Source organism: Actinomadura napierensis (genome assembly GCF_039529375.1).
GTDB lineage: Bacteria > Actinomycetota > Actinomycetes > Streptosporangiales > Streptosporangiaceae > Spirillospora > Spirillospora napierensis.
In genome coordinates, this window is the sequence record NZ_BAAAMR010000089.1 from 1 (window position 1) to 13,199 (window position 13,199).

Sequence of the window (13,199 nt, forward strand, 5' to 3'; positions counted from 1 at the left end):
CGGGCCCGGCGCCGCGGCGAGCAGCCGGGCGACCAGCGCGGCGGCCTCGTCGATCACGTGCTCGCAGATGTCGGCGAACAGCAGCGCCCGCCGCCCGCGCAGCGCCTCGCCGACCCGCTCCACCGGGTCCGCCGCGTGCCGCCCGGCCGCGGCGGCGGCGTCCGGCGCGGCCTCGGCGCGCAGGCCGAGGACGTGCCCGACCCGCCGGGCCGCCTCGGCCGCCGTCGCCGGACGCCCCGCCGCCAGCTCGACGAACCAGACGCCGTCGGGATGGACGGCGGCCGAACGGGCCGCCGCCTCCAGCGCCAGCCGCGTCTTCCCGACGCCTCCGGTCCCGGTCAGGGTCACCAGGCGGTGCGCGGCCAGCAGCGCGCGGGCCCGCTCGACCTCCCGCTCGCGCCCGATCAGCTCGCCGAGCGCGGCGGGCAGCCGGGGAGCCGTGCGCGGACGCTCGCCCTCGGACGGATCCTGTTCGAGCATCGACTGGTAAAGCTCGGTCAGCTCCGGACCGGGATCGACGCCGAGCTCGTCGGCCAGCCGTTCGCGCAGGTCGTGGTAGCCGGCCAGCGCCTCGCCCTGCCGCCCGGACCGGTACAGGGCGCGCAGGTGCGCCGCGCGCAGCCGCTCCCTGAGCGGGTGCAGCGCGACCGGCGCGGCCAGATCCGCCGCGACCGCCGCGTGTTCGCCGAGGTCGAGCCGCGTCTCGGCGTGCTCTTCGAGCGCGTTCAACCGGCGCTCTTCCAGGCCCGCGGCCACCGCCTCGGCGAACGGGGCGTCGGTGAAGCCGGCGAACGCCGGGCCCCGCCACAGCGCCAGCGCGGACCCGAGGAGGTGCGCCTTGGCGACCGGGTCGGCGGCCTGCCCTGCACGGACCACCAGGGCCGCGAACTCGCCCGCGTCCACGGAGCCTTCGGGCACGTCGAGCGTGTAGCCGGGCGGACGGGAGACGACCAGGGCCCGGCCGCCGGGTTCGGCCTCCTCCAGCACCCTCCGCAGCTGCGAGACACGGGCCTGGAGCGTTCCCACCGGATTCCGGGGCGGCCGGTCGCCCCACAGCCCGTCGACCAGCCGGTCCACCGGAACGGCCCGCCCGGGCTCGGTGAGCAGCGCGGCCAGCAGCGTCCTCACCTTGACCTCGGGCACCCGCACCAGCGTCCCGCCGGACGTCCATACCGAAAGCGGACCCAACACCCCGAAGCGCACGCCGCCAGCGTAACCACCACTACGGACGGACCCGCAGCCGTTCCGTAGCGCACGAAGCCACCGTGGACGCCGAACAACACGTTTTCTAGGAGGAGCACATGAAATGCCCGGTCACCGTCATCGGCCTAGGCCCCATGGGCGCGACCATGGCGCGGACGTTCCTTGCCAATGGGCACCCGACCACGGTGTGGAACCGCACGCCGTCCAAGGCCGCCGCATTGGTCGAGCAGGGCGCGGCGCTCGCGGCCACGGTCTCCGACGCGCTCGCCGCAGCGGAACTGGTCGTCATCAGCCAGACCGACTACACCGCCATGTCCGACTCCATCGGCGACGCGGACGTCAAGGACCGCGTCCTGGTGAACCTCAGCTCCGGCAGCCCGGACGAACTGCGCCGCGCTGCCGTATGGGCCGGGGAACGAGGGGCCGACCTGCTGACGGGCGGTGTGATGGTGCCCCCGCCCGGCATCGGGCAGCCCGGTGCGTACGTCTTCTACAGCGGCCCGGAAGCCGTGCTGGACCGCCACCGCGAAACCCTTGCCGAACTGGGCGACGCCGCGTTCGTCGGTACGGATCCGGGCCTGGCGATGCTCTACTACCAGGCGCAGCTGTACCTGTTCTGGTCCACGCTCACCGCGTACATGCACGCGGTCGCGTTGCTCGGCAGTGCCGGTGTGTCCGCGCAGCAGTTCCGCCCGCTGGCGTCGTCGCTGCTGGAGAGCCTCACCGGCGACGGCCCGATGGACTTCCTCCGCATCCTCACCGAGGAGATCGACGCAGGCGTCTTCCCGGGCGGCGCCAACAGCCTCCGCATGCAGGCGGTCGGGGCCGACCACGTCGTCGAGGCGGGCCGCGAAGCGGGAATCGACACCGCCGGGCCGCTCGCCCTGCGGGACCTGTTCTGGCGCGCGGTGGACGCCGGCCACGGCGGCGACGGCCTGGCCGGCGTCATCAGCGTGATCCGCCGTCCTCGGCCAGAGGGAGGCGCATGACGAAGCACGCGCCCTTGGCGCTGTCGGCGATGGTGAGGGAGCCCCCGTAGATCTCGGCGATCTCGCGGGCGATGGGCAGCCCGAGCCCCGTGCCCTGCGGGTCGCGCTCGCGCGACTCGGTCAGCCGGGCGAACCGCTCGAAGACCCGTTCGCGCTGCTCCGGCGGAATGCCGTGGCCGTCGTCCAGGACCTGGAGCAGCGCCATGCCGGCGTCCCGGCGGACGGTGACCTCGATGCTCGACTCGGCGTGCCGCTTGGCGTTGTTCAGCAGGTTCCCCAGCACCCGCACCATCCGAACCGGGTTCGCGCGGACGACGACGCCGGGCTCCAGCCGGGTGGTGATCCGCGCCCCGTCCGTGCGCCGCTCCGCCTCCCGGCGGGCCAGCTCGGCGAGGTCGACGGGCTCCACCGGCTGCGGCGCCCGCGCGTCCAGCCGGGACAGCTCCAGCAGGTCGATGACGATGTCGTTGAGCCGCTCGGTGTCGCGCAGCGCCGAGCGGATCATCGGCCGCGTTTCCTCGTCCACCTCCTCCAGCGCCAGCTCCAGCTGCATCTGCAGCCCGGCGATCGGGTTGCGCAGGTCGTGCGAGGCGTCGGAGATGAACCGGCGCTCCCGGTCCGTCGCCTCCTCCAGCCGCTCCAGCGTCCGGTTGACCGTCTCGCCGAGCGCCTGGATCTCCCCGTGCGTCTGCGGGACGAACACCCGCTGGTCCAGGTCCCGCGCGTCGAGGTCCGCCAGCTCCCGGCGGATCCGGTCGATCGGGGTGAACGCCCGCCCGATCGTGTGCCACGTCCACCACGCGACGAGCGCCAGCAGCGCCAGCAGGACGAGCGCCAGCGTCAGCGGCAGCGCCCACACGCTGAGCAGCCCGGGGAGCGGGGTGGCCGCGACGATGATCACGTCCTGCCCGCCCGGCGCCGTCCGCGCCCGCATCCCGAACACCCAGGCGCAGCCGGGGATGAAGTCCGGGCAGCTCTTCTCGTCGATGACGAGCTTCCCCGACGTCCGGCGGATGTACCCGAGCGGCGGCATCCCCCGCGCGGAGGCGCTGGCCGCCAGGACGGTGCGGCTGTCGGTGCTCACGATCTGCGCCAGCGGCGCGTCGCCCGGCCGGGTCGGGATGGAGCCGGTCGTGAGCACCCCCTCGCCCCCGCGCCGCAGGAAGTCGAAGGTGATGTGCTCGGCGGTGCTCTCGGTGCTGCGCGCGACCCGGTTCTCGAGCCAGTCGCGGACGAGGAGCAGGCCGAGCACCAGGATCACCGACAGGAACAGCGCCGTGACACCGACGGAGATCACCGTCGCTCGCCCTCGCACGGACACCAGCAGCCGGTCACGCCAGTAGCGGGCGCGCTCGCCCCACTCCTGCGTCACAGCCGTCCCCCGAGCCGGATCGTCACGAACAGTGCATGCTCAGATACCAAGAGTAGGCGACGGCGGATACGGGCCGCCGACCGCGATCGCCCGTGCGTCCGCGATCGGAATACTAGCGGCGCTAGCTTCTAAAGCACCGCTATGCTAATGTCGTTCTTGTTCCTAGCACTGCTAGCAAGGAGTCGACGATGCTCACCCCCACCGCCTACGGCCTCGCCATCCTGCTCGACCTGACGATCCTGTTCATCGGCTGCCGCTTCCTCGTCGTGCCCCGCCCGGCCGCGGCCGCCTACGGCGTCCCCGCCAAGGCCGACGGCGACCCCGCCTACCTGACGATCAAGGGCCTGCGCGACGGCGCGTACGGACTGATCGGCCTGGCCCTGCTCGCGTTCGCCGGCGCCCACGCCGAAGCGTGGTTCATGCTGCTCGTCGCCCTGGTCCCGCTCGGGGACACCGTCGTCGTGCTGCGCAACGGCGGCACGAAGGCGGCCGCGTTCGGCATCCACTTCGCCACCGCCGTCGTCGTGCTCATCAGCGCCGCCCTCCTGTTCGCCGTCTGACCCCGGGACGCGGCGTCCCGCCGTCGTGGCCGCCTACCGCGGCACTGTCCGAGCCTGATGAGAGGATTCCGAGCCGTGAAGTTCGACGACTCCGACACCATGCCCAGGAGATCTGCTGCTGATCCGCCCGGAGGTCAGCGCCCCGCCGACGTTCGGGCTTGCGCCGCGAACGCGCCGGGCGTGAGGCCGGTGCGGGCGCGGAAGAACTTGGAGAAGTTCGCCGGGTCGTCGAACCCCGTCCGCCGGGCGCATTCGGCGACCGTGACGCGGGTGTGGGCGAGCAGCCGCTTGGCCTCCAGCACCACCCGGTCGTCGATGAACTGCTTGGCGCTGCGGCCGGCCGCCTCCCGCGTCGCCCGGCTGAGGGTGCGCGGGGAGTAGCCCAGCCGCCGGGCGTACCAGGCGACCTCCCGTGACACCGCGAAATGCGCCTCGACGGCGGCGGCGTACGCGGTGAAGGCCTCCCGCCCGGCGGGCGGCGGGGGCGCGCAGTCACTGGCGCGCAGCAGCAGGACTTCCAGCAGCGCGCGCAGTATCGCGGTGCTGCCGGGGATCCGGTGGACGCCGGCCGCGTCGTACTCGCGGCGCACATGGTCGGCGGCGAGGCGGACCAGTGCCGGACGTCCGGGCTGCCGCCAGCTGACCGGGCCGAGGGGATCGGCCCCCGGCGAGCCGTGCGGTACGGATTCGGGGCGGAAGAGCACGAGCGTTCCGTCCACTTCGGTGATGTCGTCCCAGCGGTGCACGCGACCGGGACGGATCCAGACAATCGTGCCGGGCTCGACGCGGTGGCGGACGAAATCCACCGTCACGCTGCCGTGTCCCGCGCCGACGATCGCGAGCACGTGGAAATCCGCCCGCTGCACCGGAGGGTGCACACTACCTGCGGGCATGGCCCGCAACCGCGCGAACGTGGTCACTTCCACGCCGCCGTCCGGCACGCCATCGTCCTGGTAACGCAGCGTGCGGATGGCGGCCTGCTGTCCGTTTTTCACCATAGGCAGGCCGGAGCTTACCTGGTCGGTCCGGTGTCAGGTCCCTAGCGTCGAAGGAGATGAAAGGGGACTTCTGATGAAGAAGATGGACATGCGCCAGGTGAACGTGTCGGGCGGATCGCTGCCGGTGTGGGTGCAGGACGGCGAGCCGACCGCGCTGGTGTTCCTGCACTACTGGGGCGGCTCACACCGCACCTTCGCGTCGGTGATCGACCGCCTCGCCTCCGGATGCGCCGTCGTTTCCTACGACCACCGGGGCTGGGGAGCGGCCCGCGGCCTCCCCGGGCCGTACGGGATCGGGCAGCTCGCCGACGACGCGCTGGACGTGGTCCGCGGCCTCGGCCTCAGCCGGTACGTGCTCGTGGGGCACTCGATGGGCGGGAAGGTCGCTCAGCTGGTCGCATCGCGGCGCCCGGACGGCCTGGCCGGGCTCGTCCTCGTCGCTCCCGCTCCGCCCCGGCCGACCGTGGACGCCCAGGCGGCGGACGCGCTGTCGCACGCCTACGACAGCCGCGCGACCGTCGGCGACGCGCTCCAGCACGTGCTGACCCACCGGCCTTTGCCCGCCGACCTGCGCGAACAGGTGCTCGCCGACAGCCTCGCCGCGGGCGACGACGCCCGGCTCGCCTGGCCGCGGCACGGCATCACCGAGGACATCACGGCCGCCGCCGGCGCCATCGACGTCCCGGTCCTCGTCCTGGCCGGACGGCACGACCGGGTCGACCCACCCGCCTCGCTGGAAGCCGACCTCCTGCCCGTCGTCCCCGGCGCCCGCATGACGGTCATCGAGGACACCGGCCACCTGTCACCGCTGGAGGCCCCCGGCGACCTCGCGGATCAGATCGACCGATTCACCGCCGGCCGGCGCTCTGTTCCAAGGCGGCCTCGTAGGCGCGTAGCGCGGTGATGACGGTGGCGCGTTCGGCGGGGGCGAGGTCGCGCATGACGCGTTCCCAGGCAGAGGCGCTGCCGGAGAGCCATTCGCCGATCGGGCCGGTGTAGGCGGGGGCGATCGCGACGATGCGGCGGCGGCGGTCGGAGGGGTCGGCGTTGCGCTCCAGGACGCCGGGACGCGCCAGCTCGCTCACCATGAGGCTGACGGTCGTCGGGGCGACCTCCAGCCGGGCGGCGAGTTCGTTGACGCCGGCCGGGCCGTCGTACTCCAGGTGGGCCAGCAGCGCGAGATGGCGCGGCGCCAGGTCCAGGCCCTGGAGCGCGGGGGGAATGGGCAGGCGCTTGGCGCGGCCGACGATCCGCGGCATGAGCAGCAGCAGGGTGCGGACGGCATCGTCGACGGCCGGACCGCCCGATTCCGTGGACATCGGCGCCTTCTCCAAGTACCTTTGAGTTCAAAGCCTTTATAGTCAAAGCGAACGGGGGCCACTGTGCCGCATCTGACCGCCCACCTTCCAGAGGACAAGCTGGCGGGCAACGAATTCGAGCTCATCACCGCCCTGACCGAGGCGATCGTCGGCGTCTACGGCGAATGGGCCCGCGACCTGGTGGGCATCCGCCTGGCGGGCGTCCCCGCGGGCCGCTTCGCGCAGGGCGGCAAGGCCGTGGACACCGGCGCATCGCTGGTCCTCGGCGTCCGCGCCGCCGCCTTCGACCGCCCCGACGCCGCCGAGATCACCGCGAACCTTGGCGCCGCCCTCACCGACGCGGTCACCGGCGTCCTCGGCGAGGACGTCCGCGCCGGCACCATGGTGGAGCTCGTGGCCTCCCCGCAGGAACGGACCTTCGTCGGCGGCGCCCCCGCCGCATGAGCGCTCCCGGAGCGACGCTTTCACGGTGAAGGTGCCGACACTGTCGGCGCGGATGGAGACCGCAAGAGCGCGAGACGTCGGCGTCTTTCGCCTGTTCGGCGGGTCGCGGCGTCCTTTCGCAGGGCGCCGCCATCGGCGAGGTCTCCACCGCGCCGCCTCGGCGCGTTCGACATTGTCGGCGCCGGTTCGTTGATCGAACCCGGGGAGCGGCTTACCGTCGGGCCACCATGAGACAGAAGCAGAAGCTGTCTCATCGAGGTCGTACCGATCCCCACCCCCGGGCCCGCGGCCCGCGGAAAGGACGAACCGTGCGCTTCATCCCCCCACCCCGCGGCAGGAAGGCCTGGATCACGGCCCTGATCCTGCCCGCCGCCCTGTCACTGTGCTCGGCGGCGCTCGCCACCGCACCCGCGTCGGCCGGGACCAAGGCGGCTTCACCCGCCGGAAGTTCGCTGCCGCACGTCACCGGCCCGCTGCCGGTGACCGCCTCCTCCCATCCGTTCGGAGCCGCCGATCACGAGGGCACCCCGGAGAACCTGAAGAAGGCCGGCTACGTCGAGGAGGAGTACCTGCTCAGCGGGACGGCGAACGTCTACAGCTGGCCGAAGGCCGGACCCGCGCAGGTGCGGACCGCCGGCGCCCCCTACACCACACGCATCCTGGTGCGCAGGCCCGCCAAGGCCTCGCGATTCAGCGGCAACGTCGTCACCGAGATGCTCAACCCGTCCAACCTCTTCGACCTCAACATCGGCTGGGCGATGATGCACCGCCAGTTGATCGCCGACGGGGACGTCTGGGTCGGCGTCACGGCGAAGCCCGTGTCCGTGGTCGCGTTGAAGAAGTTCGACCCGGGACGCTACGGCTCGCTCAGCATGGCCAACCCGCTCCCGCTGAACGACCCGCGCAACTGCGCGAACGTCCCGGCGGACTCGTCCCGCACCACCGAGAACGGCCTGGCGTGGGACATCTTCAGCCAGCTCGGCGGCCTGCTGCGCAGCACCGGCCGCGGCAACCCGGTGAGCTACGCCGACCGGGGAGGGCACGCCCGCGTCCGACACCTGTACGGGTTCGGGTACTCCCAGACGGGCGGCTACCTGTACGACTACATCAACGGCATCCACCCGCTGGACGTCCAGCGCAACGGCGGCCGCCCCACCTATGACGGCTACATCGTCGCCGTCGCTGGGGGCGACTTCGTCGGGGCCGTCCCGATGAACCAGTGCGACCCGGTGCCACCGACCGGGGACCCGCGCAAGCAGTTCAGCGACGTCGGGGTGCCGATCATCCACCTGATGTCGCAGTCGGACTACCTGACCGGGATCGCCTCCCGCCGCCCCGACAGCGACAAGCCCGCCGACCGGTACCGCGGCTACGAGATGGCCGGCGCGGGCCACGCCACACCCGACGAACTGCACTACTCCGCCGCCCCGGCCGACATCGAGAAGGCCGGGCAGCCCGCGCCCCCGATGAACTGCAACGAGGGCCCGCGCAGCCGCTTCCCGAGCCACATCTTCTTCGACGCGGCGCTGCGCAACCTCGACCAGTGGGTGCGGCGCGGCGTCCGTCCTCCGCACGCGTCCCCGATCGAGGTCGAGAACGGCAAGCCCGTCCTGGACCAGTACGGCAACGTCCAGGGCGGACTGCGCTCGCCCTACCTGGACGTTCCCACCAGCACCTGGTACGGCAACTCCACCGGGGCCTCGTTCTGCTCCATCGCCGGCCATGAGGTGCCCTTCACCCCGCAACGGCTCGCGCAGCTCTATCCCGACCACGGCACCTACGTCCGCGCCGTGACCAGGGACACCGAACGGCTCGTGGCCGGACGGTTCCTCACCCGCGCCGACGGCACGGAGATCATCCGCGAAGCGGCCCACGCCGACGTCCCCTGACAGCTGGCGGCGAGTCGTCGTTATCCGCAGGCGGGATAGCGACGACTCGCCGCGCGCTGTCAGCGCATCGGGGCTTTGGGCGCTCGTCAGCGTTGGCGGGCGGGGCGGACGACGATCTCGTTCACGTCGACGTCGGCCGGTTGGGCCAGGGCGTAGGAGACGGCGGCGGCGATGGCGTCCGGCTCGATGGCGTGCGCGCGGTACTCCCGCATGGCCTCGGCGGCGCCCGGCTCGGTGATGGAGTCGGCGAGTTCGGAGGTCACCACGCCGGGCGAGACCGTGGTGACCCGGATCGACGGGTCGGACTCCTGGCGCAGGCCCTCGGTGATCGCCCAGGCGGCGTACTTCGTCCCGGAGTAGACGGCGCTGGTGGGGACGACCTGGTGGGCGCCGATGCTCGCGATTGTGACGAAATGCCCCGACTCCTGGGCGGCGAACACTGGCAGGGCGGCGGCGATGCCGTGCAGCAGGCCGCGGACGTTGACGTCGAGCATGCGGTCCCATTCGTCCACGAGCAGTGAGTCGAGGCGCGACAGCGGCATGACGCCGGCGTTGTTGACGAAGGCGTCGACGCGGCCGAACCGGTCGCGGGCGGTCTCGACGAAGGCGCGGACGTCGTCGCGGTCCGTGACGTCGACCCGCACGGGATGGACGCCGGGGGTGGTGGCGGCGAGGCGTTTGAGGCGGTCCGTGCGGCGGGCGCCGGTGACCACCTGGTGGCCCTCGGCGGCGAGGCGCGCGGCGGTGGCGGCGCCGATGCCGCTGCTCGCACCGGTGACGAGGACGACCTTGGCCTGCGGTTCCTGCTGGCGAGTGCTCATGCGGACGATCGTCGTGGCGTCCGCCCGCAGCGAGAAGAGGCGCGCTCCTCCTGGGAGGAGCGCACCCAGGCGGCGTGCCGGCGCGGTGCTCCTGGGATCATTGGCGGAGCGAAGTTCGCAGGTGAGTCGGAGTTGAGGGGGACGGCGTGGAGCTGCTGCACTCGGGGAAGGTCCGGGACGTCTACGCGGACGGGGACGACCTGATCCTCGTCGCGTCCGACCGGGTGAGCGTGTACGACGTCGTCCTGCCGACGCTGATCCCGGACAAGGGGAAGATCCTCACGCAGCTGTCGCTGTGGTGGTTCGAGCAGCTCGCCGGCGTCGTGCCGAACCACGTGGTCTCCGCGACGCAGGTGCCGGACGAATGGGCCGGCCGGGCGATCCGCTGTAAGCGGCTGACGATGCTGCCCGTGGAGTGGATCGCGCGCGGCTACCTCGCCGGGCTCGGCCTGAAGGAGTACGAGAAGGGAGGCACGGTCTCCGGGATCGCGCTGCCGGACGGCCTGGTCGAGGCGTCGAGGCTGCCCGAGCCGATCTTCACGCCGACGACCAAGGCGACCGAGGGGCACGACGAGTTCATCACCTATGACGACGTCGTCGCCGAGATCGGCGCCGACACCGCCGCGCGCCTGAAGGACGTCACGCTGGACGTCTACAAGCGCGGTGCCGCCATCGCGGCCGAGCGCGGCATCATCATCGCCGACACGAAGCTGGAGTTCGGCCGGGCCGCCGACGGCACGCTCGTCCTGGCCGACGAGGTGCTGACGTCCGACTCGTCCCGGTTCTGGCCCGCCGACGAGTGGAAGCCCGGCCGTCCGCAGCGGTCCTACGACAAGCAGTACGTCCGCGACTGGAGCAGCACCCTGGACTGGGACCGCACCCCGCCCGGCCCGCCCATCCCGCAGGACGTCGTCGACGCCACCCGCGCCCGCTACATCGAGGTCTACGAACGCCTCACCGGCCGCCGCTGGGAGTCCTGAACGGCGGCGGGGCTGACGGTCGGTGACATTGCGGGGCGGACGGTGAACGGGGGCCGGGGCGCGGGACGTACTGCGAGGTGACGGGCGACTTTCCGGAGCGGAGGGGGCCGTCTGCGTGGGCGTCGAGGACGTGCTCGGTGGCGTGGACCGGGAGGGGCTCACCGTGCTCGGCGCGGTCACGCTGCCGGGGGTGGGCAGGTCGGTCGGGCTGGCGCGCGGCTTCGTCCGGGAGCTGCTGGCGGGCCTGCCGGGCCTGGACGACGTGGTGATGGCGGTCAGCGAGACGGTCGCGAACGCGGTGACGCACACGGCGTCGGGGCTGGAGGGCGGGCGGGTGACGGTGGCCGTGGCGGCCGGGTCCGGGGCGGTGCGGGTGGAGGTGACCGACGACGGGGCGTCGGGCGCGCGGCCGTACGTGAAGGACGAGCCCGGCGCGGAGACCGGGCGGGGCATGCGGATCGTGCAGGGCCTTGCCGCGCGGTGGGGGTTCCGGGCGGACGGGACGCGGACGGTGGTGTGGGCGGAGTTCCCGGCCCCGGACGCGTGGGTCCGGGGCCGGGAGGCCGTCAGCGGCCCCGGTTGAGCTGGCGGGTGGGCATCTGACGGGCGTTGCGGCGGTTGTTCGCGAACGCCGCCGACTTGAAGTCGGGCTTTTTGTTCTTGCCCTTCTTCTTGGTCGGGAACGGGTTTTGGGCATGGTTGTCGGCGCGCAAGGAAAAGCACCTCCGGGCATGGTCGTACGGCAGCCGTGAAAGGGTGAGAAAAGGCCGGAGGCATGGTGAAAACGCTGGTCACGCGGGTACGCGTGAACCAGTGGAAGTGTTCTCGGGGTGACGCCTTCGGCGGAGAGAATGGGAGCGGGCCCGGCATCAGCGGGGCGGCTCGACCGTGAAGTATCAAAGCTTCATGATCGAGATATTAGCGGACGTCGTCCGGGTGTCAACCTTTTTTCCGGCCGGATTCGCCGTGGCGCGTTCTGTGGGGCACGTGTCGTTGACGCCATGACGCCGGCGGCGACAGCCTGGAGGCATGCGCGTCGCATTCGTGATCTACGACGGGTTCCAGGGGCTGGACCTGACCGGGCCTTACGAGGTCCTGCAGGCGACAGGGCGGTACGAGTGCCTGGTCGTGGCGCCGGAGCCGGGTCCGGTGGCGTCCAGCAGCGGGCTGCCCGTGGTCGCCTCGCACGGCATCGGCGGCCTGCCGCCGGACGGGTTCGACACCGTGCTGGTCGTCGGGGGAACCGGCGTCGACCGGGCGCGGGACGACCCGGCGCTGGTCGGGTGGGTCGCGGAGGCGGCGCGGGGCGCGCGGCGCGCGGCGGCGGTGTGCAGCGGGGTGATCCTGCTCGCCGAGGCCGGGCTGCTCGACGGGCGGCGCGTCACGAGCCACTGGGGGCGGGAGGCGCAGCTCAGGGCCGAGTATCCGGCGCTGCGCGTCGACTGCGACCCGATCTTCATCCGGGACGGGTGCGTCTGGACGTCGGCGGGCGTCACCGCGGGCATGGACCTCGCGCTCGCGCTGGTCGAGGACGACCACGGCCGCGAGGCCGCGCACGCGGTGGCGCGGGAGCTGGTGATGTTCCTGCGGCGGCCGGGCAGCCAGTCGCAGTTCAGCGTGCCGCTGTGGTCGGCGCAGCCGGCGTCGGACCCGATCCGGGTGGCGGTGACGGCCGTCCAGACCGATCCGGGCGCCCGGCACAGCATCGCCGACCTGGCCGGATGCTCGGGGCTGAGCCCGCGGCACCTGCAGCGCCGGTTCACCGCGGAGATGGGGATGCCGCCGTCGGCGTACGTGGAGCGGGTGCGGATCGAGGCGGCGCGGCGGGCGCTGGCCGAGGGGGACGAACCGGTCGAGACGCTGGCGCGGCGGCTCGGGTTCGGGACGGGGGAGACGCTGCGGCGGGCGTTCCACCGGCAGGTGGGCGTCGCGCCGTCGGACTACCGGGACCGATTCAGAGGAACGAGGGAGTACGCATGACGACCTACGGGCTGCTGGTGTTCGAGGAGGCCGAGGAGCTGGACTTCGTGGGGCCGTGGGAGGTGTTCACGGTGTCGGCCATACTGCGCGAACAGAACGACAAGGCGGTCCTGGTGGCGGAGCGCGCCGAACCCGTGCGCTGCGCCAAGGGCATGAGGGTCGTCCCGGACCACACCTTGGACGACCATCCCGACCTGGACGTCCTGCTGGTGCCGGGTGGGCGCGGCGCACGGGTGACGCAGATCCACAACGCGGCGGTGACGGGCTGGATAGCGAAGACCGCCGAACGGGCCGACTGGGTGGCGAGCGTGTGCACCGGTTCGATCCTGCTGCACGCGGCGGGCCCGGCCAAGGGCCGCAGGGTGGCGACGCACTGGGCGTCCGAGGACGACCTGGAGGCGCGCGGTGACGTGACCGTCGTACGGGAAGCCCGCTACGTGGTGGACGGCAACCTCGTCACGAGCCAAGGTGTGTCGGCCGGAATCGACATGGCGCTATGGCTGGTCGGGCGCATCCACGGGCGCGACCACGCGCGCGCGGTGCGCCGTCACATCCAGTACGAACCGGCCCCGCCGTACATGGCGGACGAGCCCCTCTAGGCGAGCCGCTCCAGACACGGCATGGTCCCGTTTCGGGATCGAACA

General features: G+C 72.5%; 15 protein-coding genes. 9 read left to right on the forward strand and 6 right to left on the reverse strand.

Annotation, left to right across the window (positions count from 1 at the left end; translation table 11 throughout):
• Positions 1-1,203 (reverse strand): AfsR/SARP family transcriptional regulator (locus ABD296_RS36295; protein ID WP_344278119.1); only part of this gene is annotated, 1,203 nt, incomplete at its 3' end.
• A 98-nt stretch (positions 1,204-1,301) separates the two neighbouring features.
• On the opposite strand from ABD296_RS36295, the gene ABD296_RS36300 reads away from it, so the two are divergent.
• Entirely contained in the window at positions 1,302-2,192 is an 891-nt protein-coding gene (locus ABD296_RS36300; RefSeq protein WP_344278122.1) for an NAD(P)-dependent oxidoreductase, read from the forward strand.
• On the opposite strand, the gene ABD296_RS36305 is transcribed toward ABD296_RS36300, so the two are convergent.
• The gene (locus ABD296_RS36305; RefSeq protein ID WP_344278125.1) at positions 2,152-3,564 is read right to left on the reverse strand and encodes a sensor histidine kinase; all 1,413 of its coding nucleotides are present in this window, start codon (positions 3,562-3,564) and stop codon (positions 2,152-2,154) included. The genes ABD296_RS36300 and ABD296_RS36305 overlap by 41 nt on opposite strands.
• Before the next feature lie 188 nt (positions 3,565-3,752).
• On the opposite strand from ABD296_RS36305, the gene ABD296_RS36310 reads away from it, so the two are divergent.
• The gene (locus ABD296_RS36310) at positions 3,753-4,124 is read left to right on the forward strand and encodes a DUF4267 domain-containing protein (protein ID WP_344278128.1); all 372 of its coding nucleotides are present in this window, start codon (positions 3,753-3,755) and stop codon (positions 4,122-4,124) included.
• A gap of 134 nt (positions 4,125-4,258) precedes the next feature.
• Here the strand turns inward: ABD296_RS36310 and ABD296_RS36315 are convergent, their stop codons facing one another.
• Positions 4,259-5,122 carry a helix-turn-helix domain-containing protein gene (locus tag ABD296_RS36315; RefSeq protein WP_344278131.1) on the reverse strand — a complete coding sequence of 288 codons (864 nt, stop codon included), beginning with the start codon at positions 5,120-5,122 and terminating at the stop codon, positions 4,259-4,261.
• 73 nt (positions 5,123-5,195) lie between these two features.
• Between ABD296_RS36315 and ABD296_RS36320 the strand changes: the two genes are divergently transcribed.
• Positions 5,196-6,026, forward strand: coding sequence for an alpha/beta fold hydrolase (locus ABD296_RS36320; RefSeq protein ID WP_344278134.1), 831 nt, complete (start codon positions 5,196-5,198; stop codon positions 6,024-6,026).
• Here ABD296_RS36320 and ABD296_RS36325 read toward each other — a convergent pair.
• The gene (locus ABD296_RS36325; RefSeq protein ID WP_344278137.1) at positions 5,971-6,441 is read right to left on the reverse strand and encodes a MarR family winged helix-turn-helix transcriptional regulator; all 471 of its coding nucleotides are present in this window, start codon (positions 6,439-6,441) and stop codon (positions 5,971-5,973) included. The two genes, ABD296_RS36320 and ABD296_RS36325, sit on opposite strands and share 56 nt — an antisense overlap.
• A gap of 63 nt (positions 6,442-6,504) precedes the next feature.
• Between ABD296_RS36325 and ABD296_RS36330 the strand changes: the two genes are divergently transcribed.
• Complete coding sequence (locus ABD296_RS36330) at positions 6,505-6,885, forward strand: hypothetical protein (protein ID WP_344278140.1); 381 nt, start codon at positions 6,505-6,507, stop codon at positions 6,883-6,885.
• A gap of 308 nt (positions 6,886-7,193) precedes the next feature.
• A complete protein-coding gene (locus ABD296_RS36335) occupies positions 7,194-8,774 on the forward strand; it encodes an alpha/beta hydrolase domain-containing protein (protein WP_344278143.1) in 1,581 nt (526 codons plus the stop codon).
• 86 nt (positions 8,775-8,860) lie between these two features.
• Here ABD296_RS36335 and ABD296_RS36340 read toward each other — a convergent pair whose 3' ends face one another.
• Positions 8,861-9,595: an SDR family oxidoreductase gene (locus ABD296_RS36340; RefSeq protein WP_344278145.1), complete on the reverse strand. Its 735-nt coding sequence runs from the start codon at positions 9,593-9,595 to the stop codon at positions 8,861-8,863.
• A gap of 146 nt (positions 9,596-9,741) precedes the next feature.
• Here ABD296_RS36340 and ABD296_RS36345 point away from each other — a divergent pair, with 146 nt between their 5' ends.
• Entirely contained in the window at positions 9,742-10,575 is an 834-nt protein-coding gene (locus tag ABD296_RS36345) for a phosphoribosylaminoimidazolesuccinocarboxamide synthase (protein ID WP_344278148.1), read from the forward strand.
• A gap of 115 nt (positions 10,576-10,690) precedes the next feature.
• The gene (locus ABD296_RS36350) at positions 10,691-11,158 is read left to right on the forward strand and encodes an ATP-binding protein (protein WP_344278151.1); all 468 of its coding nucleotides are present in this window, start codon (positions 10,691-10,693) and stop codon (positions 11,156-11,158) included.
• Here ABD296_RS36350 and ABD296_RS36355 read toward each other — a convergent pair.
• On the reverse strand, positions 11,142-11,288 hold the full coding sequence (locus tag ABD296_RS36355) for a hypothetical protein (protein ID WP_344278154.1): 147 nt from the start codon (positions 11,286-11,288) through the stop codon (positions 11,142-11,144). The two genes, ABD296_RS36350 and ABD296_RS36355, sit on opposite strands and share 17 nt — an antisense overlap.
• 316 nt (positions 11,289-11,604) lie before the next feature.
• Here ABD296_RS36355 and ABD296_RS36360 point away from each other — a divergent pair, with 316 nt between their 5' ends.
• Positions 11,605-12,555 (forward strand): GlxA family transcriptional regulator, encoded by a 951-nt coding sequence (locus ABD296_RS36360; protein ID WP_344278156.1) that lies wholly within the window; start codon positions 11,605-11,607, stop codon positions 12,553-12,555.
• Positions 12,552-13,154 carry a DJ-1/PfpI family protein gene (locus tag ABD296_RS36365; protein ID WP_344278159.1) on the forward strand — a complete coding sequence of 201 codons (603 nt, stop codon included), beginning with the start codon at positions 12,552-12,554 and terminating at the stop codon, positions 13,152-13,154. The genes ABD296_RS36360 and ABD296_RS36365 overlap by 4 nt, the downstream gene beginning before the upstream one ends.
• The last annotated feature ends 45 nt before the right edge of the window (positions 13,155-13,199 follow it).

Coding starts and splice junctions, on each gene's coding strand:
- ABD296_RS36300 (WP_344278122.1), top strand. CDS start 1,302: ATGAAATGCCCGGTCACCGTCATCGGCCTAGGCCCCATGGGCGCGACC.
- ABD296_RS36310 (WP_344278128.1), top strand. CDS start 3,753: ATGCTCACCCCCACCGCCTACGGCCTCGCCATCCTGCTCGACCTGACG.
- ABD296_RS36315 (WP_344278131.1), bottom strand. CDS start 5,122: ATGGTGAAAAACGGACAGCAGGCCGCCATCCGCACGCTGCGTTACCAG.
- ABD296_RS36320 (WP_344278134.1), top strand. CDS start 5,196: ATGAAGAAGATGGACATGCGCCAGGTGAACGTGTCGGGCGGATCGCTG.
- ABD296_RS36325 (WP_344278137.1), bottom strand. CDS start 6,441: ATGTCCACGGAATCGGGCGGTCCGGCCGTCGACGATGCCGTCCGCACC.
- ABD296_RS36340 (WP_344278145.1), bottom strand. CDS start 9,595: ATGAGCACTCGCCAGCAGGAACCGCAGGCCAAGGTCGTCCTCGTCACC.
- ABD296_RS36360 (WP_344278156.1), top strand. CDS start 11,605: ATGCGCGTCGCATTCGTGATCTACGACGGGTTCCAGGGGCTGGACCTG.
- ABD296_RS36365 (WP_344278159.1), top strand. CDS start 12,552: ATGACGACCTACGGGCTGCTGGTGTTCGAGGAGGCCGAGGAGCTGGAC.